We start from the raw sequence: 20247 nt of genomic DNA, 5'->3' as shown, positions 1-20247 counted from the left end.
CGGGCTACCGTACGAGGTGGTGCGGCGCCAGTTCGCGCGTCTCGCCCCGGTCCAGGTAGACGACCCGGTCGGCGAGCCCGGCCTGCTCGATGTGATGGCGGAAGTCGTCCAGCGGCGAGCTGAAAGCGGCGTAGTCGTCGTAGTGGACCGGCACGACCGCGTGCGGGTTGATCAGGTCCACCCAGGAGGCGCCCTGCTCGCCGTCCATGGTCACGAGCATGGAACCGAGCAGCTTGGTCCCGCCCAGGTGCACGATGGCCAGGTCGATGTCGGGGAAGCGGCGCGGGATGGAGTCCAGGCGGCGGTCGAGCAGCGTGTCGCCGCTGATGTGCAGGCGTAGTTCGACCCGTTCGTCGGTGTTGCAGAACTCCACCATCGTGCCGATCACCGGCGGCAGCAGCGCCTCGGCGGGGCCGGGCGCGTGTTTGGCGGGCACGGCGGTGATCTTGACGGTTCCGCCGGGGCCGCGCAGTTCGTGCTGCTGCCAGTTCCGCAGGCCCACGCTCCGCCGGAAGCCCCGGCGGCGCAGCCGGCCGGCCGCCGCCGTGGTCGTGATGACCGGTGTGTCCTTGTCCAGGTTCCTGCGCGTCACCCGGTCCCAGTGGTCGCCGTGCAGGTGGGACAGCAGCACCGCGTCCAGCGGCGGCAGGTCCCCGATCTCCATGGCGGGGTCGGTGAGGCGGGGCGAGGACAGGCCGTAGCCCAGGTACGCCCGTTGCCCCCGGCGCAGGAAGTTGGGATCGGTCAGCAGCGTGAAGCCGTTGTAGCGGATCAGCGTGGTGGCGTTCCCGATGAACTGCAGGCTTCCTTTCACGTGATCACCTCGGATGCTTATGGCTTTTGTCCCCTTTCGTGGGGTATTTCCTGCCACGTTGATCCGCGCCCAAACCCTCCGTATCTGGACGGTTTCACTTCGGTCACATTACTTGACTCGCGGTCCAATAATTCGCAAGGCTCTCTTGTGCATCGGGGGGCGACAACCGAGTCTGGAGCCTTCTCATGGCAAGAGCGCGACGTCTCGCAGCGGCTGGAGCGGTGACCGCCTTCGTGGTGGCGGGCGTGAGCCTGGGCGCGGGCCTTCTCGGCGGCCCGGCCTCGGCCGACTCCGGCCCCCAGATCCCCGGCACGGCCGCCACCTGCCTGCTCCCGCTGCCGATCCTCTGCGACTCCTCTTCCGATGATTCCTGGTCAGGCGGCCAGAAACCGGACGATTCCTGGTCAGGCGGCCACGCACCGGATGATTCCTGGTCAGGTGGCCTCGCGCCTGACGAGTCCTGGTCGAAAGCCCCCGTTCCCGACGATTCCTGGTCGAGTGCGCCCAGTGACAACGAGTCCTGGTCGAGCGCGCCCGTACCGCAGGATTCCTGGCCGCAGAAGGACGTACCTCCGTGGCGGCCGGCCGGGGAGGATGAGCACCGGGTGCCTGAGGGGCATCCGGAGACGGGCGGCGGCGGGCTCGCGCAGGAGCCGGTGTGGCCGTTCGCGGTGGGCGGCGCGGCGCTGCTGACCGGCGCGGGTCTGGCCGGGTTCGCGGTACGCCGCCGCAACGATGTGGTCTAACCGCGGACCAGGACAGACGCCCGGCGACGGGTCGGCGGCGGCGAGCGGACGTGTGCAGGGGAACACGTCTGCGGCGGCGAGCGGGCAGGCGCAGGGGAACATGTCTGCGGCGGCGAGGGGACGTGTGCAGGGGAACACGGCTGCGGCGGCGAGCGGACGTGTGCAGGGGAACACGGCTGCGGCGGCGAGCGGACGTGTGCCGGGTCACCGGCTGGTTCTGGGCGGGGCGGCGGTCGTGTCGCTGGGCGGGGTGTTGCTGATCGGGCTCGGGATCGGCGGTGTGCTCGGCGGTGGAGAGCCGGAGCCCGTACCGGCGGCCCGGCAGGCCGCTCCCACGGTGCCGCTCAAGGACCTGCCGCTGTCCGGAACCGGCAAAAGGGCCAAGCCCATGAAGGCCGCCCGCCCCACCGCCGTCTACATCCCCTCCATCGGCGTGGCCGCGCCGCTGATGGAGCTGGGGCTGGACGCGAAGGGCGCGATCCAGAACCCGCCGTTCGACCCGCCGAACCAGGCCGGCTGGTACCGCTACGGCCCCGTACCCGGGCAGCGCGGCGCCGCCGTGATCACCGGCCACCTGGACACCAGGACCGGCCCGGCCGTGTTCGCCAGGCTCAAGGACGTCAGGCGCGGCGCCCAGGTCCAGGTGCTGCGCGCCGACCGGTCGGTGGCCGTCTTCGTCGTGGACCGGGTCGAGCACATCTCGAAACGGGCCTTCCCCGCCAAAAAGGTCTACGCCAAGCTCAGCTACCCGGGGTTGCGGCTGGTGACCTGCGGTGGCGCGTTCGATCGGCGGGCGCACAGCTACGAGGACAACACGATCGTGTACGCCCATCTCGCGGCCCCGTACCGGCTCGCCGGATCATGAGGGCGAAAACCATTGGCGGGCGGTCATCCCGTCCGGTTACGCTCGGTTCTGTCCGTTGGCTCAAGCATCCGGGCTGTCATGCCCGTCGAAGGAGGGGGATTTATGCCTGGCACCACGCCCAGCGCGTCTCGCTGCTGTGCGACAGGCGGATCCTGCCCTTGAGACACGTCTAGAACCACCGGCATGCCCGCGAGGCACGCTAGGGCTCCCTTGCTGTCCTGAATGACCATTCCGGCAAGGAGTACCCAGGTTGTCCACCAACGGCAAACCCAGCTCCATCGCGAGCATGGAAACATTCCAGTGCGTACGCTGCGGCCTGACCGTGGCCGCGCACGCGCCCGACGGCGCACGCCGCAACCACTGCCCGAGCTGCCTGCACTCGCTGCACGTACGCGACGAGTGCAGTTCACGGATGATCCCCATCTCGATCGCCGTACTGCGCACGGGGGAGTGGATGCTCATTCACCGCTGCACCCGCTGCGGCGAGCTGACGTCGAACCCCATCTGCGGGGACGACAACCAGCTCATCCTCATGCGCATGGCCGTACGGCCGCTGGCGCAACCGCCGTTCCCGCTAGAGGCGTTCGGGGATCTCTGACATGCCCAGGAGAAAACCGGGCCGGGAACGGCCGCAACAACGCAAGAAGACACATCACACGGAGTCCGGCGACGCGTTCCGCTGCGTCGGTTGCCGGATGGACGTGCCGATGATCGCGCCGGGCACCGCGCATCGCAACCACTGCCCGCACTGCCTGACGAGCCTGCACGTCGACCACCGGATCCCGGGGGATCGGCGGGCGGGCTGCCGGGGCCGGATGGCGGCGCTGAGCGTCACCGTCCGGCGGGACGGGGAGTGGCTGATCATCCACGACTGCCAGTCGTGCGGCGGGCTCAGTGCCAACCGCATCGCGGGCGACGACAACGCGCTGGCGCTGCTGCGCATCGCCATCCGCCCGCTGTCGGACACCCGCCTGCCGGTCAGCGCCCTGCTGGCCCTGTGATCGCCGGCTTCGCCCGGGGCCGTCCCACACGGTCCCGGGTCGAGGCCGGCGATTCTGTCGGACACGAAAGCTAGGCTCCTCGCCATGGCGAAGGAGTTCGAGCTTGCTCTCGGTGGCGGCCGGAGGCTACGCGTGTACGACACGGCTCCCGGTGACACCGGTCGCCTCCCGGTCCTGTGGCATCACGGCACGCCCAACATCGGCTCGCCCCCCGAGCCCCTCTTCGACACCGCCGACCGTCTCGGCCTGCGCTGGGTGTCCTACGACCGCCCCGGCTACGGCGGCTCCACCGCCGCCCCCGGCCGCAACCTGGCCTTGTCGGCGGCCTGGGCCAGGCACGTCGCCGACGCGCTCGGCCTGGAGAGGTTCGCCGTCATGGGCCATTCGGGCGGCGGCTCCCACGCCCTGGCCTCCGCCGCCCTCCTGGGCACCCGCGTCCTGGCCGCGATAAGCATCGCCGGCCTGGCCCCCCGCGACCCATCCGCCCCGACCGGGCCCCCGACACCGTCAGCAGCCACCGACCGGCCCCAGACTCCATCACCGTCAGCTACCGCCGACCGGCTCCAGGCTCCGTTAGCGTCAGCAGCCACCGATCGGACCGAGGCTTCGGCACGGTCAGCCACCGGCGACCGGCTCCAGGCTCCTGCACCGTCAGCTACCGCCGACCGGCTCCAGACTTCGGCATCGTCAGCAGCCACAGCCGGCCGGAGCGGGGCTCCGGCGCAGCGCGACACCGACCGCCTGACGGGCCGTTCGGGGGTGGCCGGTGGCGGCGGGTTCGACTGGTTTGCGGGCATGACGCCCACGGGCGAGGCCGCCCTGCGTGCCGCCTGCGAAGGGCGCGCGGCGAGGGAGCGTCACGAGGCCACAGCCGAATACGACCCGGAGATGTTCACCCCGGAAGACCATGCGGCGCTGCGGGGTGAGTGGTCCTGGTTCGACAGCGTGGTCGGCCCCGCGGTGTCGGGAGGCCCTGGCGGGGCGATCGACGACGACGTCGCCTACGCCACCCCGTGGGGTTGCGACCCAGCCGTGGTCACCGCCCCGATCCTGCTCGTGCACGGCGACAGGGACCGGGTCGTACCGCATGCGCACGGCAGATGGCTGGCCGACCGCTGCCCCACGGCTGAGCTGCGCCTGCTGCCCGGCGAGGGCCACATCTCCGTCCTCGGAGCCGGGGGACCCTCGGCCCTGGAGTGGCTGGCCGAGGCAGCCGGACGCCCCTAGCCCGGGACGGGATCGTTGGGTCGCGGGACCGCAGGACCGCGGAGTCGCGGGGTCCTCCGGAGCCGCAGGGCCGCGGAACCCCGGGTTCCAGGGGTGCGGAGTTGCAGGGCCGTGGGGTCGCGGGCCTCCCGCGTTGCAGGGCCGTGGGGTCCCCTGGGGTCCCCAGGGCCGCCGGGGCCCTGGGGTCGCAGGGCCGCGAGACCCCGGGTCGCGAGACCCCGGGGTCAGGGGCGCGGGGTTGGGGGTTGCGGGGGCGGTTGGCCGTTGGTTCTGGGATGGGTTGTGGAGTCAGTCGCCGTAGTCCAGGTGTAGGGCGCGGGTGAAGTCGGCGATGGCCTCCTCGTGCCGTTCCAGCTCCTGAAGAATCTCACCACGCACCCGGAACGCCCAGACATACTCGGGATCCAGCTCAATGGCCGCATCCAGATCCTTCAGCGCCGCCTCGTTGTCACCCAGTTCGCTCAGTACCGCACCCCGGCTGCCCAGCGCGCGGTCATTGCCGGGATCCAGCTCCAGCGCCCGGCTCAGGTCGGCGAGCGCCTCCTCGTAACGGTCGGACATGCGCAGCGCCTCACCCCTCCTGCTCAGCGCCCGTACGTGGTCCGGCTCAGCCTCCAGGGCCTTGGCGTAGTCGTCGATCGCCTCCGTGTACAGGTTCATGCGCTGGTACAGGTCCCCACGGGCCACCCACGAGTACGCCAGCTCCTCGTCCAGCGCGATGATCTTGGAGTGCTCGGCCAGCGCCTCGTCCAGCCGGTCGAGGTCCACCAGCGCGTCCGCCTTGGCCTCCAGGATCCACAACGAGTCGGGAGCCAGGGTGAGCGCGTGCTCGAAGTCGTCCATGGCCTCTTCCAGCCGGTCCATGGCGGCGTAGGTCTGGCCGCGCGAGCCCAGTGCGTACGCGCTGTCCGGCTCCAGCCGCAACGCCTCGCCGAAATCCTCCAGCGCCACCTCGTACCGCTCGATCATCCGGTGGCTCTCCCCGCGCAACCGCCAGGCACGGGCGTTGTCCGGCGCCAGCGTGATCGACTCCGTCAGGTCCGCGATCGCGGCGTCGTGCCGCGCAAGGGCGATGTACGACTCGGCCCGGCTGCGCAGCACCGAGGCCCGGGACTGCGCGGCCGGTTCGGACAGCCCGGAATGATCCTTGATCACCTCGTCCATGAGGGGTAAATCTATCTACAAGATCTGGATAACGGCTGCCTTTTCGCGGGTGTATTCCAGGACCGAATCGTGGCCGTACCCGCTGTCCCCGACCCCGCCGAACGGCAGCCCGGGCGGCATCTGGCGGAAGGTGTTCACCCAGACCGTGCCGCTGCGCAGATCGCGCAGCAGACGGTGCGCGCGGCCCAGGTCACGCGTCCACACGCCGGCCGCCAGCCCGTAGCGCGAGTCGTTCGCGATCTCCACCGCCTCCTGCTCGGTCGAGAACGGGATGGCCACCGCCACCGGCCCGAAGATCTCCTCCTGGCACACCCGCAGCGAGTTGTCCTCGCTGGTGTAGAGCGTGGGCGCCACCCAGTAGCCGCCGGGCAGCGCGGGCACCACGTCCGCCCCGCTGCCGCCGCCGAAGACCAGCTTCGCGCCCTCCTTCTCGGCCAGGTCCAGGTAGGAGGTGACGTGCTCGTACTGGCCCTCGGACACGATCGGCCCCATCGTGGTCGCCAGGTCCAGTGGATCGCCCAGGACCAGGCCCGCGCAGGCGCGCTCGATGCGCGCGAGCATCTCCGCCCAGATCGAGCGGTGGATGAGGATGCGCGAGCCCGCCACGCACACCTGCCCGGCGTTGCCCGTGTAGACGGAGTTCACCGTGACGCCCTGGGTGGAGGCGTCCAGGTCGGCGTCGGGGAAGACGATGTTGGGCGACTTGCCGCCCAGCTCGAACGTCATCGGCTTGAGCGCGTCGGCCGAGGCCCGCGTGATGGCCTGGCCGGTGGCGGTGGAGCCGGTGAGGCTGATCTTGCCGACGCCGCGGTGCCGTACGAGGGCGTCGCCGACCTCCTCGCCCAGGCCGCTGACGATGTTCAGCACGCCGGGCGGAAACACCTCGGCCAGCAGTTCGCCCAGCCGCAGCACGGACGCGCTGGCCTGCTCGGCCGGTTTGACGATCACCGTGTTGCCGGCGGCCAGCGCGTACGCGGCCTTGGCGGAGAAGGTCGAGATGGGGGAGTTCCACGGGATGATGCAGACCGCCACCCCGTACGGCTCCCGCCGCGTCAGCCCCATCGTGTCGGGCCCCAGGATCACTGTGTCACCCTTGACCGCGTCGAGGCACTGTCCGGCGGCGAGCTGCCAGAGATAGGCCATTCCGGGCAGGTCCCGCTTCAGCGTGTCGCGCAGGATCCGGCCGTTGTCGCGGGTCTCCAGCCTGGCCAGCTCCTCGGCGTGCCGGCCGAACAACTCCGACACCTTGCGCAGGAAGTGCGCCCTGGCCATGGCCGGCAGCGCCGCCCAGGCGGGAAAGGCGCGCCCGGCCGCCTCGACGGCCGCCTCGGCCTCGGCCGCGCCGCTCGCCGGGATCTGCGCCCATACCTCGCCGGTGGCCGGATTGACCGTGTTCATCGTGCGCGCGGCGGAGACCAGCTCGCCGCCGATGAGGTTGCGGTACTCAGGCATGTTCCCAAGCATATGCTTGCTCAAATAGCCCGGCCAGCCTCCTTCCCCAAGATCACGCAAAGCGCACGGACGCACACGCTTAGCCGGGACCGATCGGGGCACTAACGCGAAAAAGGGTGATGGGGAATGGCGATGGCGCGCAGATTGCTCGGCCGGCTGGCGTACGGCTCCCGTTATGACCGCGTCCCCTGGGGGCAGCGCGTCTACGTCCGTCCGGGGGAGCGCCTCATGCGCGAGGCGCAGTGGCGCTACCTGATCAGCCGGGCGCCGGTCCTGCCTCTCGCCGCCTACCAGCAGGCACGCCCGCTGGGCGAGATCGAGGAGTTCCTGAGCTGCATGATGTGCGGGGAGTCCCGCCAGCAGCCCCTGTACGAGCCCACCGGCGGCAACGGCTGGCGCTACCACGTCGTACGCTGCCCCTCCTGCGGCTTCCTCTACCGCAACCCGAACGTGCGCCCGGAACGCCTCGGCGACCTGTACTCCACCGGCTACAGCAACTTCCTGACCGGCAAGTACGCCGCCAACCGGCAACGCCGCTACGACCTGACCATGCGGGCCTTCTCGCCGGTGTTCGACGAGGGCAAGGAGCGCCGGCTGCTCGACTTCGGCTCCGGCGTCGGGCTGTTCCTGGAGCTGGCCGAGCAGCGCGGCTTCGACGCCTACGGGGTGGACCTGTCGCCGGAGTCGGTGGAGCAGGCCAACGAGCGGCTCAGCAGGGCCCGTACCTACTTCGGCGCGCCCCAGGACGTGCCGGAGATCGCCGCGGGCGGCTTCGACGTGATCACGCTCTGGTCGGTGCTCGCGCACCTGCCCAGGCCGCTGGAGGACTTCGAGCGCTTCCGCGGCCTGCTGGCGCCCGGCGGGGTGCTGCTCATCCTGACCGTGAACGCCCGCTCGTTGTTGCTGAAGGCGTACGGCGCGGGGTGGTCCGGCTTCACCAAGAACCACCTGATGTTCTACTCCTCCCGGACCGTGCGCACGCTGCTGGCCCGTACCGGCTTCGCGGGGGTCGCCTTCGCCCCGCACTACGGGGACACGATCGAGGCCGGCACCACCAACCTGCCCGCCGGCCTGGCCGCGCGGTTGCGCCGCAACGTGGACCGCAGCGACGGCGGCAACATGATGCGGGTGCTGGCCTTCGCCGACGAGGAGGCGATCGGCCGGTACGGCGGCGGACCGCTGAGGGTCCACCGCCTGCGCGCCTAGAGCTCGGGCACGCCGAGGTCGGAGGTCTCGGACGGCTTGCCCAGGTCGGGGTCGAGTTGCTCGATCAGGTGCCGTACGAGCGCGGCCCGCCGCACCCGCTCCCGGCCCAGCTCCTTCGGCACCACCCCGAGGTGGGAGCCGGAGGGGTAGATGTTGGGCGCGTTGCGCAGCCCCATCTTCAGGTAGACCGGCGCGGCGGCCCGGACGATCTCGACCGCCTCGTAGAAGCGTACGAACCCGCCCTGATCATCCGGCACCTCCAGATAGAGGTCGATCGGCAGGGAGGTCGCGGCCCTGATCTCGGCGAGCTGCGGCACGGTGAGATCCGTGCCGACGTTCACGGTCGTGGCCCCGAGCCGCTCGTAGACCGCCGCGGTGGGGCCGTTGGTGAGCGGCATCAGCACCGACGTCTTGAGCACCAGGTTCGCCGGCAGCGTACCGTCCGCCTTCAGCTCGCGCAGCGCCTCCAGCGTGCCCAGGTCGCCCACGAGCAGGCTGCGGATGCCCAGCGAACAGGCCCGCAGCGCGTCCGCCAGGCAGGCGGCCACCATCGCGTTGCCGCGCGCCGCCGCGCCCACGGCCTGCGTGAGCTTGGCCTGGCCGCCGGTGTCCCAGGCGGCCCGCGGCCCGAGGAACAGGTTGACCTCGATGCCGCGCTCGGCCCCGATCCGCGCCATGCGGGTGATCTCGTCGTCGCTCAGCATCATCACGCCGCTGCCCTGCGAGGTCCGCGTGACCGGCACGCCGAGCCGGTCGGCCTCCGCGACCACGGCCTCCAGCACCGTGGGCCCCTCGACGCTGGGGATCTCGAACCGGTACGGCGCCCCGTCGGCGAACCGGGACGCGGTCGTCACGGGCGCCCGCACAACCGGGTGCCCGAGCCGGGCCATCAGGGCGTCGAGGTCGGCAAGGCTGGTCATCAGGGGGTCTCCTCGTCATAGATCACTTCGGCGCGCCCGAGCGTGGTGCGCCGGCCCGTGAAGTCCTCGCCCCACAGCTCCAGCTCCGCCCGGTTCCCGTCCGTGGACACCACCTGACCGTGGCACGTGTGCGGCCGGTCGCGGAAGTCCATGCCGCGGTAGCTGACCTCCAGCGCGGCCAGCCGGCCCCGCCCGTCCAGCCACTCGGTGACGAGCCGGCCCAGGTAGGCGGCCTTGAGCAGGCCGTGCACGGCCAGTTCAGGATGACCCAGCGAGCGGGCGAAGTCGAGATCGTAGTGCATGTCGTAGAAGTCGCCCGAGGCGCCGGCGTACTCGACCAGCCGCCGCAGGGTCGTGGTCTCGGTGAGCGTCGCGGTCTCGGGGAGGGGAGGAATCATGTTATTTCCTGATCCGGGTGCCGATGTGCTTGACCACCAGCTCGCCATCCGGCCGGCGGAACTCCGTCTCGAACGTCAGCAACGCCATCGTCCCCGACTTCCCGCTCTTCTCCACGACCCCGGTGAAGCGGGACCGCGACAGGAGCACGTCGCCCACGCGCAGCGGCGCGTGGTACTCGAACCGGTCACCGCCGTTCAGCCAGCCGGACCCGTACGATCCGGCGGCCGGCAACGAAGGCGGCTCGTCGAGGAAGCACGCCGTGAACGTGGGCGGCACCTCGTCCGAGGTGTCCCCGATCGCGTGCCGGTAGAAGTCCAGATGGCGCCGCTCGACGACGTCCTCGCGCGCGGGACCCGTCCAGCCGACCGCCTCCTGCAGCACCTCGATCATCAGTCTCCTTCTCTGACCCGTTTCAGCCAGGCCAGCGACTCGGGGGAGTGGCCGCCGACCCTGTCCTCGATGCCGTCGAGGAACGTCATGTCCCCGTGCCCCGCCAGCTCCGCGTGCACGGCCTCCGGCGAGCCGGACTCGATCACCTCCAGCAGGCGGCGGTGCCGGTTCCAGTCGTCCACCAGGGACTCGTCGGAGGACCTGGCCTGCCGGTTCATGCCCATGCAGAGCAACATCTGGAGCTGGATCGAGCGGTAGGCCTCCTCCAGTCGCCGGTGCCCGGACAGCCCGATCACCGAGCTGTGGAACTCGACGGCCTGCTCCAGCACGCCCAGCCAGTCGCCGGAGCGCGCGCAGGCGCCGTGCCGGTCGAGCGCGGCGTGGCAGCGCTGGAGGCGGGACTGCTCGCGTACCGGTACGCCCAGGTCCACGGCCATCCGCTCCAGCTCCCGCCGCAGCGTCACGATCTCGTAGATGTCGTGCAGCGTGAGCTGCGTGACGAACGCGCCGCGGCGCGGCAGCTGGGTGATCAGCCCCTGCTGCTCCAGCACCCGCATCGCCTCGCGCAGCGGGGGCCTGCTGACGCCCAGCTCCTGGGTGAGCTGGTTCTCCACCACCCGGTCGCCGGGCTGCAGCTTGCCACTGAGCAGCATGCGCATCAGTGCCTCCGTGGCGAGCTGGACCATGCTTGGGGGTGCCTCGATGCGCATCGCGGTCTCTCTTGTCGTAGGCGGTCAGGCAACGTCTCTGCCGCCATAGTGCCGAAGAATCTTCCGGCGGAACTCTTGTCTAGCTCAGTTGTCTTCTGTAGACAATAGACCAACCCCGGCTGAAGTGAGGTTTTCGTAACATATGAATCCTTTGTCCGGAATTCGAGTCGTCGAGGTCGGCGCCTTCATGGCCGCCCCCTTCGCGACGATGCAACTCGCCGACCTGGGCGCGACCGTCATCAAGGTGGAGAATCCCAAGGGCGGCGACCAGGTGCGCGCGATCGGCCCCTTCACCTCCGGGCACAGCTCGCCGTTCGCCAGGCTCAACAGGAACAAACGCTCGGTCGCGCTGGACCTCAAGTCCGAGTCCGGCGCCGCCGCCTTCCGGCGCCTGATCAGGGACGCCGACGTGCTGGTGGAGAACCTGCGCCCCGGCGCCATGCGCAAGCTCGGCTTCGGCTACGACGACCTCAAGCAGGTCAACCCGGGCCTGGTCTACGTCTCCGCCTCCGGCTGGGGCCAGGACGGCCCCCTCGCCGGCCATCCGGGACTGGACATCATGGCCCAGGCCCGCGGCGGCCTGATGAGCGTGACCGGCATGCCCGACGGCGACCCGGTCAAGGTCGGCGTGCCGATCGCGGACCTGGTCTGCGGTCTGTACGGAGCCCTCGGCGCCATCTCCGCCCTGCACGCCCGCACGCAGACCGGCCAGGGCCAGCACGTGGACGTGTCGCTGCTGGAGTCGGCCGTCTCCTTCGCCATCTGGGAGGCGGGCAAGTACTTCGCCACCGGCGAGGTCGGCGGGCCGCTCGGCTCTGCGCACCAGAGCACGGCGCCGTACCAGGCCATCCGCACCGCCGACGGCTGGTGCACGGTCGGCGCCGTCACCCCCAAGACGTGGCAGGGCCTGTGCACCGCGCTCGACCTGCCCGAACTGCTCGAAGACGAGCGCTACACCGACGCCCACGACCGGCACGGCCTGCGCCACGAGCTGATCCCCGCCATCGAGCGGGTCACCATGCGGCGCGACACGGCCGACGTCGTGGCCGCGCTGGAGGCGCAGGGCGTACCGTGCGCCCCCATTTCCGACTACGCCCAGGTGTTCAACGACGAGCACCTGAACGTGCGGGGCTTCTTCTGGGATGCCGAGCATCCCGAGATGGGCCTTGTACGCCAGCTCGGCTCGGCCATGCGCTTCTCGGCCACTCCCACCAGGCGCGGCCCCGCGGGACCGCCGCTCGGCGCGGACACCGTCGAGGTGCTGCGCGAATGCGGCCTGACCGAGCAGGAGATCGACCGGCTGCTCGCCGACGGCGCGGCGGCCCAATCCCCCACCCCCTAGGAGAGCTCATGAGCGACCGACTGACCCCCGGTGTGAGCGCCAGCCTCACCTGGGTCGTGACGGAGCGACACTGCACCCGCCGCGGCGACTACGACATCTTCTCCACCCCCAACCTGGTCCACCTGATGGAGGACGCCGCGATCGAGGCGCTGGCCCCGTACCTGGCCGAGGGCCAGGGCAGCGTCGGCAGCAAGGTGGACATCGCGCACGTGGCGCCCACGCTCAAAGGCGGCAAGGTGACCGCGACCGCCACGGTGACCGAGGTGGACCGGCGTCGCGTCGCCTTCACGGTGGTCGCCGAGGACGGCAACGGCAAGATCGGCGAGGGCACGCACGAGCGGTTCGTGATCGACCTCGACAAGTTCGCCGCCAAGCTCCAGGGGCTGACATCATGAGGGCGCTCCTGGCCGTCGCCGCCCTGCTCGTCGGGGTGACGGCCTGCGGCGCCAACGCCGACTCGGGCGGCGGCGGCACCTGGAAGCCGCGCGGCGACGTGCGCATGATCGTGCCGTTCGCCGCCGGCGGCGGCAGCGACCTGGCGGGCCGCGCCATCGCCACCGCGCTGGAGAAGGCCCAGCCCGACCTGACCGTCACCGTGGAGAACCGCGACGGCGGCTCGGGCGCGGTCGGCTACTCGGCCCTGCTCGGCAAGAAGGGCAACGGCAACTACCTGATCGCCACCGAGAACGCCATCCTGTCCCTGCCGATGGCCGGCCAGGTGTCCTTCACCCGCAAGGACTTCACGCCGGTCGCGAAACTGGCCGAGGACGGCGGCATCGTCGTGGTCAAGAAGGACTCCCCGTTCAAGACCTGCACCGACGTGGTGAACGCGGCCAAGGGCGGCAAGGTCAGCGTGGGCATGTCCGGCGCGTACGGCGTGGACAACGTGATCTTCACGCTGATCGAGCAGAAGACCGGGGCCAAGTTCCAGCGGGTGCCGTTCGAGTCGGGCGGCGAGCTGGTGCCGGCGGTGCTCGGCGGCCAGATCCAGGCCGCGCTGCTGAACCCCGGCGAGGTGATCGGCCAGCTCAAGTCCGGCGACCTCAAGGGCCTGTGCGTCACCACCGAGAAGCGCTACACCTACCCCGAGTTCTCCGCGCTGCCCACGGCCAAGGAACAGGGCATCGACGTCTCGTACGTGCAGTTCAGAGGCTTCCTGGCACCCGGCGGGCTGGACGAGCGCGAGCGGGCGTACTGGGACAAGACGGCCAGGGGCGTCGCCAAGACGCCCGAGTTCCAGAAGTGGCTGAAGGACAACTACCTGCAGCAGGCCGAGCTGTACGGCGACGAGTTCGGCAAGTACCTCGAACAACTCGACACCGCGCTCGCGCCGGTGCTGAAGAAGCCCTCATGAAAGCGCTGATGCGCGGCGAGGGCGCCGTGTGGGTGCTGCTGGTCTGCCTGTCCGTCGCCATGGCGGGAGTCTCGTTCGGTTACGGCATCACGAAGGAAGGAGGGGAGGTCGGCCCGGGCTTCCTGCCGCTGGTCGCCGGTGTGGCGCTGGCGCTGCTCTCGGCCGCCTGCCTCCTTCAGTGGGTACGCGCTCCGCAGGCCGGCGAAGAGGACGTTGACCCCCGGCGCATCAGGACGCTCTGGACCGTGTTCGGCATGCTGCTGATCGCGCTGCTGCTGGTGCCGCTGACCGGGTTCCTGGTGGCGTTCGCGCTGCTGGTGTTCGCCGTCTCCGCGTTCGTGGAGAAGCAGCGCGTCGTCTCGGCCGCCGTGATCGCGATCGTCGCCGCGCTGGTGATCTACGCGGTGTTCGTGTTGTTCCTGGCCGTGCCGCTGCCGGGCGGGCTGCTCGGCATCGGAGGTGACGGCTGATGCTGGACAACCTGATCATGGGCTTCGGCGCCGCGCTGACTCCCGAAAACCTGCTGTGGTGCTTCGTCGGCGTGCTCGCCGGCACCGTCATCGGCCTGCTGCCCGGACTGGGCAGCACGACCGGCGTGGCCGTGCTGCTGCCGCTGACGCTCTCCTTCGAGCCGCTGACCGCGCTGATCATGCTCGCCGGCATCTACTACGGAGCCCAGTACGGCGGCACGATCACCTCCGTGCTGATCTCCACGCCCGGCGAGGCGGCCAGCGTCGTCACCGCGATCGACGGCTACCAGATGGCCCGCAAGGGCCGGGCCGGCGCGGCACTGTCGATCGCCGCCATCGGCTCGTTCTTCGCGGCCATCGTCTCGCTGATCCTGCTGGTCGCGATGGCCCCGCCGTTCGCCAAGCTGGCGCTCGACTTCGGCCCGCCGGAGAACCTGGCCGTCATGGTGCTCGGCCTGACCACCATCGTCAGCTTCTCCAGCGGGTCGAAGCTGCGCGGCCTGGCCATGGCGGTGCTGGGTATCCTGCTGGCCACCGTCGGCGTGGACCAGGCCACCGGCCTGCCCCGCTACACCTTCGGCGACGTGGACCTGCTGTCCGGGCTGCCGTTCGTCCAGGTGATGATCGGGCTGTTCGCGGTGGGGGAGGTGCTCTACCAGATCAGGCAGGGCGCGGTCGCGCCCATCAGGGCCCGCTTCCGCGACCTGATGATCACCAAGGCCGAGCTGTCCCGCTCCAAGGGCGCCATCGCCCGGGGCAGCGTGATCGGTTACCTGCTCGGCTGCCTGCCCGGCGCCGGATCCACGCTGGCCTCGTTCCTGGCGTACGGGGTGGAGAAGCGGGTCTCGCGCAACAAGTCCGAGTTCGGCCATGGCGCGATCGAGGGCGTGGCCTCGCCGGAGAGCGCCAACAACGCCGCCGCCAACGCCAACTTCGTGCCCACCCTGGCGCTGGGCATCCCGGGCGGCGCGACCACGGCCGTGTTGCTGGGCGCGTTCATGATGTACGGGATCCAGCCGGGGCCGCTGCTGTTCGAGGAGCAGCCCGAGCTGGTGTGGGGCCTGCTGGCCTCGTTCTTCATCGGCAACGTGCTGCTGCTGGTGCTGAACCTGCCGCTGGCGCCGCTGTTCGCGCAGATGTTGCGGATCCCGTACGGGTACATGTACCCGCTGATCCTGGTGACCAGCTTCGTCGGGGCGTACTCGATCGACAACAACATGTTCAGCGTCTGGGTGGTGTTCATCTTCGGCCTGGTCGGATATTTCATGAAGAAGTTCGACCTGCCGATGGCGCCGCTCGTGCTCGGTCTCGTGATCGGGCCGCTGTTCGAGAAGGCGCTCGTGCAGACCTCCGCCATGGGCAGTGGCGACCTGACGCTCATTCTCACCCGCCCGATCGCCCTGGTCGTGTTCGCGCTGGCCGCCCTGCTGCTGGCCGGCCCCTCGCTGCTCAAGCTGGTCCCCCGCAAAGAGTCCCGTAGAGAGAAGGAGAGCGTGTGAGTGAGCTACTCGTCACCGCCGACGGACCCGTGCTGCGGGTGGTCTTCAACCGGCCCGCCCAGCACAACGCGCTGACGTGGGCGATGTGGGACGGCCTGTACGCCGCCTGCGAACGGGCCGACGACGACCCGGACATCAAGCTGCTCGTCCTGTCGGGCGCCGGCGGCCGGGCGTTCGTGGCCGGCACGGACATCGGGCAGTTCACCTCGTTCACCGACGGCTCGGACGGCATCGCCTACGAGCGCAAGATGCAGCGCATCATCGACCGGCTCGAACAGGTCCGCGTGCCCACCATGGCCGTCGTCGAGGGCTACTGCGTCGGCGGGGGCCTGGTCGTGGCCGCCGCCTGCGACCTGCGCCTGGCCGTGCCGGGCGCGAAGTTCGGCGCGCCGATCGCCAAGACCCTCGGCAACTGTCTGTCCATGAACACCTACTCACTCCTCGTTCACCACCTGGGCCCGGCCAGGACCCTGGACATGTTGTTGCGGGCCCGCATGTACACCGGCACGGAGGCCCAGGCCGCCGGCTTCGTGGCCGAACTCTGCGAACCCGACGACCTGCCCGCCCGCCAGGCCGAGGTGGAGGAACGACTGCTGTCCCACGCTCCGCTGTCCATGTGGGCCGCGAAGGAGGCGGTCAGGCGGTTGCGCGTGGCGAACCTTCCGGACGCCGACGACATCGTGTCCACGGTCTTCGGCAGCGACGACTTCCACACCGCCGTCCCCGCCTTCCTCGCCAAGGAAAAGGTCACCTGGAAGGGCCGCTGACACAACCCGGCCCGCCGGTCCTGAGAGGCCGGGCACCCCAACCTCGGGACGCCGACCTCAAGGGCGGCCACTCACCCTCGGGACGCCGATCCTCATGGACGGAACGACGACCCGACGCCCCACAAGCTCCCGGGCCGGGGACCCTCCACCCGGCCCGGGGCGGGCTGCGAGACCGTCGGTCCGGGGCCGCTCTAAGATCGAGGGCATGCAGCTCGCCCCCGGTGTCCACGTAGCCATCACCGACCGTCACGGAGGGGTCAGCGCCCCTCCGTACGACTCGCGCAACCTCGGCGGCCTGGTCGGCGACGACCCGGCGGCCGTGCGGGCCAACCGCGAAGGCGTGGCGGCCGAGCTGGGCGTGCGGGCCGTGGTGTTCATGCGCCAGGTCCACAGCGCCGACGTCGCCTACGTGAGCGAGCCGTTCGGCGACGACCCGCCCATGCTGGACGGCGTCTTCACCACCGAGCCCCGCCTGGCGCTGGCCTCGCTGGGGGCGGACTGTCCGGCGGTGCTGGTGGCCGACCCGGTGGCCCGCATGGCCGGCGCCGCCCACTCCGGCCGCCCCGGCACCGAGGCGGGCATCGCGACCACTCTCGTACAGGCCATGGCGGCCAAGGGCGCGGATCCCGGCAGGATGGTCGCGCTGATCGGGCCCGGCGCCTGCGGCCGCTGCTACGAGGTGCCCGCCGACCTGCGCGAACGGGTGGCCTCGAAGGTGCCCGCCACGTGGTCCACGACGTCGTGGGAGACACCCGCGCTCGACCTGCGCGCCGGCATCGAGGCCCAGCTCAGGGCGGCAGGCGTGAGCGGCGTACGGCACGACGCCCGCTGCACGATCGAGTCGCAGGAGTTGTACTCCCACCGCAGGGAGCAGCCCGGCGGCCGGTTCGCCGGGCTCATCTGGCTGGACTAACCCTTGCGGGTGCCGTTGTACACCGCGTTCACTATGACGATGCCCATCCAGATCGGGACCAGGTAGCCTGGCTCACTTCCCGTCAGGACGAGGACGAGGGTGGCGACCGTGCCGAGGGCCATCGAAACGATCGCCAGAGCGAGTCGCTGCCCCTCAAGCACGGTGTTGGCCGGCCGGGCCGCCTTGGGCCCAGCCTGGGCCAGCCGTTCGTCCACCCGCCGGTCGATCTCCTGCCCCATCTTGTCGAGGAACGACTCCACGACGGCGCCTTCGTACTCGGGCCCCAGATCCCGCCGCGCGGACACGGCGGCCCTTAATTCATCCCCTGTATTCATGTATCGAGATATAACGGGATAAAAAGCTAGCGGGCAAGGATGTCGTCAAGGTTGTAACTAACGGGACGCTCCAACTGCTCATAAGTGCACGATTCGGGCGTACGGTCGGGCCGCCACCGCCGGAACTGCGCGGTGTGCCGGAATCGGTCGCCCTCCATTTGGTCATAGGCCACCTCGATTACCAGCTCGGGGCGCAGCGGAATGAACGACAGATCCTTTTTGGCGTTCCACCGCGAGATCGCGCCCGGCACCCGCTGCCCGCCCGTCGCGGGCCCGGCGGCCGGCTGACCGATGTTGGCCTGCGCCTGCTCGGCCCAGTGCCCCCAGGGATGCTCGCTCAGCTCCGCGAGGTACGGCCTGATCTCCTCCACCAACTCGGCCCTGCGCTTCATCGGGAACGAGGCCGCCACGCCCACGTGGTGCAGCCGCCCGTCATCACCCCACAGGCCCAGCAGCAGCGAGCCCACGATCGGGCCCGACTTGTGCTCCCGGTAGCCGCACACGACCACGTCGGCGGTGCGCTCGTGCTTGACCTTGAACATCGTGCGCTTGTCGGGCACGTACGGCTGGTCGCCCGGCTTGACGATGATCCCGTCGAGCCCGGCCCCCTCGAACATCTCGAACCACTCGCCCGCCTGCTCGAAGCTGGTCGTCACCGGAGTCAGCCGGATCGAGCCGCCCTTCTCGCCGAAGAGCTTCTCCAGCCGCGCCCGCCGCTCCGAGAACGGTGCCTCCATCAGCGACTCGTCCCCCAGCGCCAGCAGGTCGAAGGCGACGAACTGGGCAGGAGTGCGCTCCGACAACATCGTCACCCGCGACTTGGCCGGATGGATGCGCTGCTGCAACGCCTCGAAGTCGAGCTGCGACCCCATCGGCAGCACGATCTCGCCGTCCACCACGCACTTCTCCGGCAGCTCCGCCTTGGCCGCCTCGACCAGCTCCGGGAAGTAGCGGGTGAACGGCCGCTCGTTGCGGCTGCCCAGGTAGACCTCGTCACCGTCACGGAAGATGATGCACCGGAACCCGTCCCACTTCGGCTCGTAGGACAGCGTGCCGTCCTGCTTCGGCATGGCCTTGACCGGCTTGGCCAGCATCGGCGGCACCGGCGGCCGAACCGGCAAGTTGGGCACCGGCTCCGGCTCCTCGGCGACTTGTTGCGCCGCCGAGCCCGACTCCTCGACCGCCTGCGGTGCTTCCGCTGTTCCTGCGGTGGGCTCCGGTGTCGGGCCTGTTGCTTTGGCCGGGTCAGGTGTTGTCGTCGGCTCGCTCAAGGCTCTGCTCCCTCGTGTACTTGCAGAAGAGGACCCCCTCCTCTTCCAGCACCTGGCTGAGACTCAGTGTGACCTGCGCGGGCTCGCCGTTCTGGATGCGCGCCGCGCCGCCCCCGACCAGCACCGGGCTGATCGACAGGCACAGTTCGTCGACCAGGTCGCAGGCCGATAGCTGGGCGTTGATCCGGGGACCGCCCTCGCACAGCACCCTGGTCAGGCCCCGCTTGTGCAGCTCGGCCATGGCCAGCCGCATGTCCACGCCCTCCTCGCCGGCCACGATCAGGTCGGACCGCCTGGCCGCCTCCCTGCGCCGCTCGTGCGGCGAGGACTCGCAGGTGATCACGATCGTCCGGCTGGGGGCGTCGGTGAACAGTTCGCCGTCGAGGTCGAGGGCGAGGCTGCGGCTGATCACCGCGATGGGTGGCACCTCGGGCCGGCCCTCCCGCCACCGCGCCCAGGCGTCGTGCGGTGGGACCGGGCCATAACCCTCTTTCCGTACGGTCGCCGCACCCGCGACGATCACGTCGGCCAGGCCGCGCAACGTCTGGAAGATGCGCTTGTCGCCCTTGCTCGACAGAGGTCCCGAGCGTCCCTTCAGCCAGGCCGCGCCGTCGGCGCTGGAGACCATGTTGAGCCGCAGCCATGGCCGGCCCTCGGGGTAGGCGTACGCCTGCACGATGTCCGGGTTGTCCTGTATGTCGGGATAGATGCGCCGCACTCCTCTACCTTGGCACACCGGACCGACATTCCATCCCCAGGGGTTTCGCTCCCGGGCGTTGGACCGGGCCAACACATTTTCCGTATCGGCGGACGTACCGACATTTCTCTGTTTAACGTGACGATAGGGATGGGGATTGACGGGAGGCGTGACGTGGGCCTGGTCACTGCCGCAGCATGGACGATCGCCGCACTCGCCGGGGTGTACCTGCTCTCCTTGTGGCTGGCGGGCGGCGGCCTCCGCCGGGCCAAGGTCACCCGCTTCCCGGCCGCACTGGTCTTCGCCCATCCCGCGCTCGCGGTGTCATCGCTGGTGTGCTGGGCGGCCGGCCTGGCCACGGGCAGTCGCGCGCTGGCATGGGCGGCGTTCGCCGGGCTCGCGGCGGCGGCGCTGCTGGGCTTCGCGATGTCCACCCGGTGGCTCGGCACGGGCCGTCACGGTACGGCGGGACACGCCTTCCCGGCATTGGCGGTGACGCTGCACGGGCTGGCCGGGGTGACGGCGTTCACGCTGGTCTTCCTCACGGCCAGCGCACTCCGCGTCTTCTGATGCCAAGTCGCAAGGCGCCAAGGTGCAAGGCGCCAAGGTGCAAGGCGCCAAGGTGCAAGGCGCCAAGGTGCAAGGCGCCCAGGTGTCATGACGGCAAGTCGGTAAGCCACCATGACGCCAGGTCAGCAGGCGGCG

24 protein-coding genes are annotated in these 20247 nt (G+C 70.3%); 14 read left to right on the top strand and 10 right to left on the bottom strand.

Annotation, left to right across the window (positions count from 1 at the left end; translation table 11 throughout):
- Nucleotides 1–4: 4 nt before the first annotated feature.
- Entirely contained in the window at nucleotides 5–814 is an 810-nt protein-coding gene (locus AB0I81_RS07915) for an MBL fold metallo-hydrolase (protein ID WP_360651785.1), read from the bottom strand.
- A 221-nt stretch (nucleotides 815–1035) separates the two neighbouring features.
- On the opposite strand from AB0I81_RS07915, the gene AB0I81_RS07910 reads away from it, so the two are divergent.
- From AB0I81_RS07910 to AB0I81_RS07890, 5 genes are all read left to right on the top strand, one after another.
- Nucleotides 1036–1560, top strand: a complete 525-nt coding sequence (locus tag AB0I81_RS07910) for a hypothetical protein (protein WP_360651782.1) — start codon at nucleotides 1036–1038, stop codon at nucleotides 1558–1560.
- Between the two features lie 196 nt (nucleotides 1561–1756).
- Nucleotides 1757–2425: a class F sortase gene (locus AB0I81_RS07905; protein WP_360651779.1), complete on the top strand. Its 669-nt coding sequence runs from the start codon at nucleotides 1757–1759 to the stop codon at nucleotides 2423–2425.
- 286 nt (nucleotides 2426–2711) lie between these two features.
- Nucleotides 2712–3023, top strand: coding sequence for an RNHCP domain-containing protein (locus tag AB0I81_RS07900; RefSeq protein ID WP_360651776.1), 312 nt, complete (start codon nucleotides 2712–2714; stop codon nucleotides 3021–3023).
- Nucleotide 3024: 1 nt separating this feature from the next.
- Nucleotides 3025–3426 (top strand): RNHCP domain-containing protein, encoded by a 402-nt coding sequence (locus AB0I81_RS07895; RefSeq protein WP_360651773.1) that lies wholly within the window; start codon nucleotides 3025–3027, stop codon nucleotides 3424–3426.
- An 84-nt stretch (nucleotides 3427–3510) separates the two neighbouring features.
- A complete protein-coding gene (locus tag AB0I81_RS07890) occupies nucleotides 3511–4653 on the top strand; it encodes an alpha/beta fold hydrolase (protein ID WP_360651770.1) in 1143 nt (380 codons plus the stop codon).
- A gap of 288 nt (nucleotides 4654–4941) precedes the next feature.
- On the opposite strand, the gene AB0I81_RS07885 is transcribed toward AB0I81_RS07890, so the two are convergent.
- A complete protein-coding gene (locus AB0I81_RS07885; RefSeq protein ID WP_360651767.1) occupies nucleotides 4942–5817 on the bottom strand; it encodes a tetratricopeptide repeat protein in 876 nt (291 codons plus the stop codon).
- Nucleotides 5818–5832: 15 nt separating this feature from the next.
- Complete coding sequence (locus AB0I81_RS07880; protein WP_360651764.1) at nucleotides 5833–7269, bottom strand: aldehyde dehydrogenase family protein; 1437 nt, start codon at nucleotides 7267–7269, stop codon at nucleotides 5833–5835.
- A gap of 132 nt (nucleotides 7270–7401) precedes the next feature.
- On the opposite strand from AB0I81_RS07880, the gene AB0I81_RS07875 reads away from it, so the two are divergent.
- The gene (locus AB0I81_RS07875) at nucleotides 7402–8475 is read left to right on the top strand and encodes a class I SAM-dependent methyltransferase (protein WP_360651761.1); all 1074 of its coding nucleotides are present in this window, start codon (nucleotides 7402–7404) and stop codon (nucleotides 8473–8475) included.
- Here the strand turns inward: AB0I81_RS07875 and AB0I81_RS07870 are convergent.
- The 4 genes from AB0I81_RS07870 to AB0I81_RS07855 are packed head-to-tail and all read right to left on the bottom strand — an operon-like array spanning nucleotide 8472 to nucleotide 10894.
- Nucleotides 8472–9395, bottom strand: coding sequence for a U32 family peptidase (locus AB0I81_RS07870; RefSeq protein WP_360651758.1), 924 nt, complete (start codon nucleotides 9393–9395; stop codon nucleotides 8472–8474). The two genes, AB0I81_RS07875 and AB0I81_RS07870, sit on opposite strands and share 4 nt — an antisense overlap.
- Nucleotides 9395–9793 carry a MaoC/PaaZ C-terminal domain-containing protein gene (locus AB0I81_RS07865; RefSeq protein ID WP_360651755.1) on the bottom strand — a complete coding sequence of 133 codons (399 nt, stop codon included), beginning with the start codon at nucleotides 9791–9793 and terminating at the stop codon, nucleotides 9395–9397. Before AB0I81_RS07865 ends, AB0I81_RS07870 begins: the two co-directional genes overlap by 1 nt.
- Nucleotide 9794: 1 nt before the next feature.
- A complete protein-coding gene (locus tag AB0I81_RS07860) occupies nucleotides 9795–10184 on the bottom strand; it encodes a MaoC family dehydratase N-terminal domain-containing protein (protein WP_360651752.1) in 390 nt (129 codons plus the stop codon).
- Nucleotides 10184–10894: a GntR family transcriptional regulator gene (locus tag AB0I81_RS07855; protein WP_360651749.1), complete on the bottom strand. Its 711-nt coding sequence runs from the start codon at nucleotides 10892–10894 to the stop codon at nucleotides 10184–10186. The genes AB0I81_RS07860 and AB0I81_RS07855 overlap by 1 nt, the downstream gene beginning before the upstream one ends.
- Before the next feature lie 142 nt (nucleotides 10895–11036).
- On the opposite strand from AB0I81_RS07855, the gene AB0I81_RS07850 reads away from it, so the two are divergent.
- The 7 genes from AB0I81_RS07850 (at nucleotide 11037) to pgeF (ending at nucleotide 17239) form a co-directional block, all read left to right on the top strand.
- Nucleotides 11037–12236, top strand: coding sequence for a CaiB/BaiF CoA-transferase family protein (locus AB0I81_RS07850; protein ID WP_360651746.1), 1200 nt, complete (start codon nucleotides 11037–11039; stop codon nucleotides 12234–12236).
- Nucleotides 12237–12244: 8 nt separating this feature from the next.
- Complete coding sequence (locus tag AB0I81_RS07845; protein WP_360651743.1) at nucleotides 12245–12631, top strand: thioesterase family protein; 387 nt, start codon at nucleotides 12245–12247, stop codon at nucleotides 12629–12631.
- Nucleotides 12628–13590: a tripartite tricarboxylate transporter substrate binding protein gene (locus AB0I81_RS07840; protein ID WP_360651740.1), complete on the top strand. Its 963-nt coding sequence runs from the start codon at nucleotides 12628–12630 to the stop codon at nucleotides 13588–13590. The genes AB0I81_RS07845 and AB0I81_RS07840 overlap by 4 nt, the downstream gene beginning before the upstream one ends.
- Entirely contained in the window at nucleotides 13587–14060 is a 474-nt protein-coding gene (locus tag AB0I81_RS07835; protein WP_360651737.1) for a tripartite tricarboxylate transporter TctB family protein, read from the top strand. Before AB0I81_RS07840 ends, AB0I81_RS07835 begins: the two co-directional genes overlap by 4 nt.
- On the top strand, nucleotides 14060–15559 hold the full coding sequence (locus AB0I81_RS07830; RefSeq protein WP_360651734.1) for a tripartite tricarboxylate transporter permease: 1500 nt from the start codon (nucleotides 14060–14062) through the stop codon (nucleotides 15557–15559). The genes AB0I81_RS07835 and AB0I81_RS07830 overlap by 1 nt, the downstream gene beginning before the upstream one ends.
- A complete protein-coding gene (locus AB0I81_RS07825) occupies nucleotides 15556–16326 on the top strand; it encodes an enoyl-CoA hydratase/isomerase family protein (protein WP_360651731.1) in 771 nt (256 codons plus the stop codon). Before AB0I81_RS07830 ends, AB0I81_RS07825 begins: the two co-directional genes overlap by 4 nt.
- A gap of 205 nt (nucleotides 16327–16531) precedes the next feature.
- Nucleotides 16532–17239, top strand: coding sequence for a peptidoglycan editing factor PgeF (gene pgeF / locus AB0I81_RS07820; RefSeq protein ID WP_360651728.1), 708 nt, complete (start codon nucleotides 16532–16534; stop codon nucleotides 17237–17239).
- Here the strand turns inward: pgeF and AB0I81_RS07815 are convergent.
- The 3 genes from AB0I81_RS07815 to AB0I81_RS07805 form a co-directional block, all read right to left on the bottom strand.
- Nucleotides 17236–17544 (bottom strand): hypothetical protein, encoded by a 309-nt coding sequence (locus AB0I81_RS07815; RefSeq protein WP_360651725.1) that lies wholly within the window; start codon nucleotides 17542–17544, stop codon nucleotides 17236–17238. The two genes, pgeF and AB0I81_RS07815, sit on opposite strands and share 4 nt — an antisense overlap.
- 56 nt (nucleotides 17545–17600) lie before the next feature.
- Nucleotides 17601–18704, bottom strand: coding sequence for an ATP-dependent DNA ligase (locus AB0I81_RS07810; RefSeq protein ID WP_360652053.1), 1104 nt, complete (start codon nucleotides 18702–18704; stop codon nucleotides 17601–17603).
- A 115-nt stretch (nucleotides 18705–18819) separates the two neighbouring features.
- A complete protein-coding gene (locus AB0I81_RS07805) occupies nucleotides 18820–19563 on the bottom strand; it encodes a pyrimidine reductase family protein (protein WP_360651722.1) in 744 nt (247 codons plus the stop codon).
- A 153-nt stretch (nucleotides 19564–19716) separates the two neighbouring features.
- On the opposite strand from AB0I81_RS07805, the gene AB0I81_RS07800 reads away from it, so the two are divergent.
- The gene (locus AB0I81_RS07800) at nucleotides 19717–20112 is read left to right on the top strand and encodes a hypothetical protein (RefSeq protein WP_360651719.1); all 396 of its coding nucleotides are present in this window, start codon (nucleotides 19717–19719) and stop codon (nucleotides 20110–20112) included.
- Nucleotides 20113–20247: the final 135 nt, after the last annotated feature.

It is taken from the genome of Nonomuraea sp. NPDC050404, from assembly GCF_040655495.1.
Classification (GTDB): Bacteria; Actinomycetota; Actinomycetes; order Streptosporangiales; family Streptosporangiaceae; genus Nonomuraea.
Note: the sequence above shows the minus strand (reverse complement) of the source record. Positions and strands in the feature narration are given on the sequence as shown.

Excerpts from the sequence above, each read along its gene's own strand:
- AB0I81_RS07900 (WP_360651776.1), top strand. The coding sequence starts at position 2,712 with ATGGAAACATTCCAGTGCGTACGCTGCGGCCTGACCGTGGCCGCGCAC.
- AB0I81_RS07895 (WP_360651773.1), top strand. The coding sequence starts at position 3,025 with ATGCCCAGGAGAAAACCGGGCCGGGAACGGCCGCAACAACGCAAGAAG.
- AB0I81_RS07890 (WP_360651770.1), top strand. The coding sequence starts at position 3,511 with ATGGCGAAGGAGTTCGAGCTTGCTCTCGGTGGCGGCCGGAGGCTACGC.
- AB0I81_RS07885 (WP_360651767.1), bottom strand. The coding sequence starts at position 5,817 with ATGGACGAGGTGATCAAGGATCATTCCGGGCTGTCCGAACCGGCCGCG.
- AB0I81_RS07880 (WP_360651764.1), bottom strand. The coding sequence starts at position 7,269 with ATGCCTGAGTACCGCAACCTCATCGGCGGCGAGCTGGTCTCCGCCGCG.
- AB0I81_RS07875 (WP_360651761.1), top strand. The coding sequence starts at position 7,402 with ATGGCGCGCAGATTGCTCGGCCGGCTGGCGTACGGCTCCCGTTATGAC.
- AB0I81_RS07870 (WP_360651758.1), bottom strand. The coding sequence starts at position 9,395 with ATGACCAGCCTTGCCGACCTCGACGCCCTGATGGCCCGGCTCGGGCAC.
- AB0I81_RS07865 (WP_360651755.1), bottom strand. The coding sequence starts at position 9,793 with ATGATTCCTCCCCTCCCCGAGACCGCGACGCTCACCGAGACCACGACC.
- AB0I81_RS07860 (WP_360651752.1), bottom strand. The coding sequence starts at position 10,184 with ATGATCGAGGTGCTGCAGGAGGCGGTCGGCTGGACGGGTCCCGCGCGC.
- AB0I81_RS07855 (WP_360651749.1), bottom strand. The coding sequence starts at position 10,894 with ATGCGCATCGAGGCACCCCCAAGCATGGTCCAGCTCGCCACGGAGGCA.
- AB0I81_RS07850 (WP_360651746.1), top strand. The coding sequence starts at position 11,037 with ATGAATCCTTTGTCCGGAATTCGAGTCGTCGAGGTCGGCGCCTTCATG.
- AB0I81_RS07845 (WP_360651743.1), top strand. The coding sequence starts at position 12,245 with ATGAGCGACCGACTGACCCCCGGTGTGAGCGCCAGCCTCACCTGGGTC.
- AB0I81_RS07840 (WP_360651740.1), top strand. The coding sequence starts at position 12,628 with ATGAGGGCGCTCCTGGCCGTCGCCGCCCTGCTCGTCGGGGTGACGGCC.
- AB0I81_RS07835 (WP_360651737.1), top strand. The coding sequence starts at position 13,587 with ATGAAAGCGCTGATGCGCGGCGAGGGCGCCGTGTGGGTGCTGCTGGTC.
- AB0I81_RS07830 (WP_360651734.1), top strand. The coding sequence starts at position 14,060 with ATGCTGGACAACCTGATCATGGGCTTCGGCGCCGCGCTGACTCCCGAA.
- pgeF (WP_360651728.1), top strand. The coding sequence starts at position 16,532 with ATGCAGCTCGCCCCCGGTGTCCACGTAGCCATCACCGACCGTCACGGA.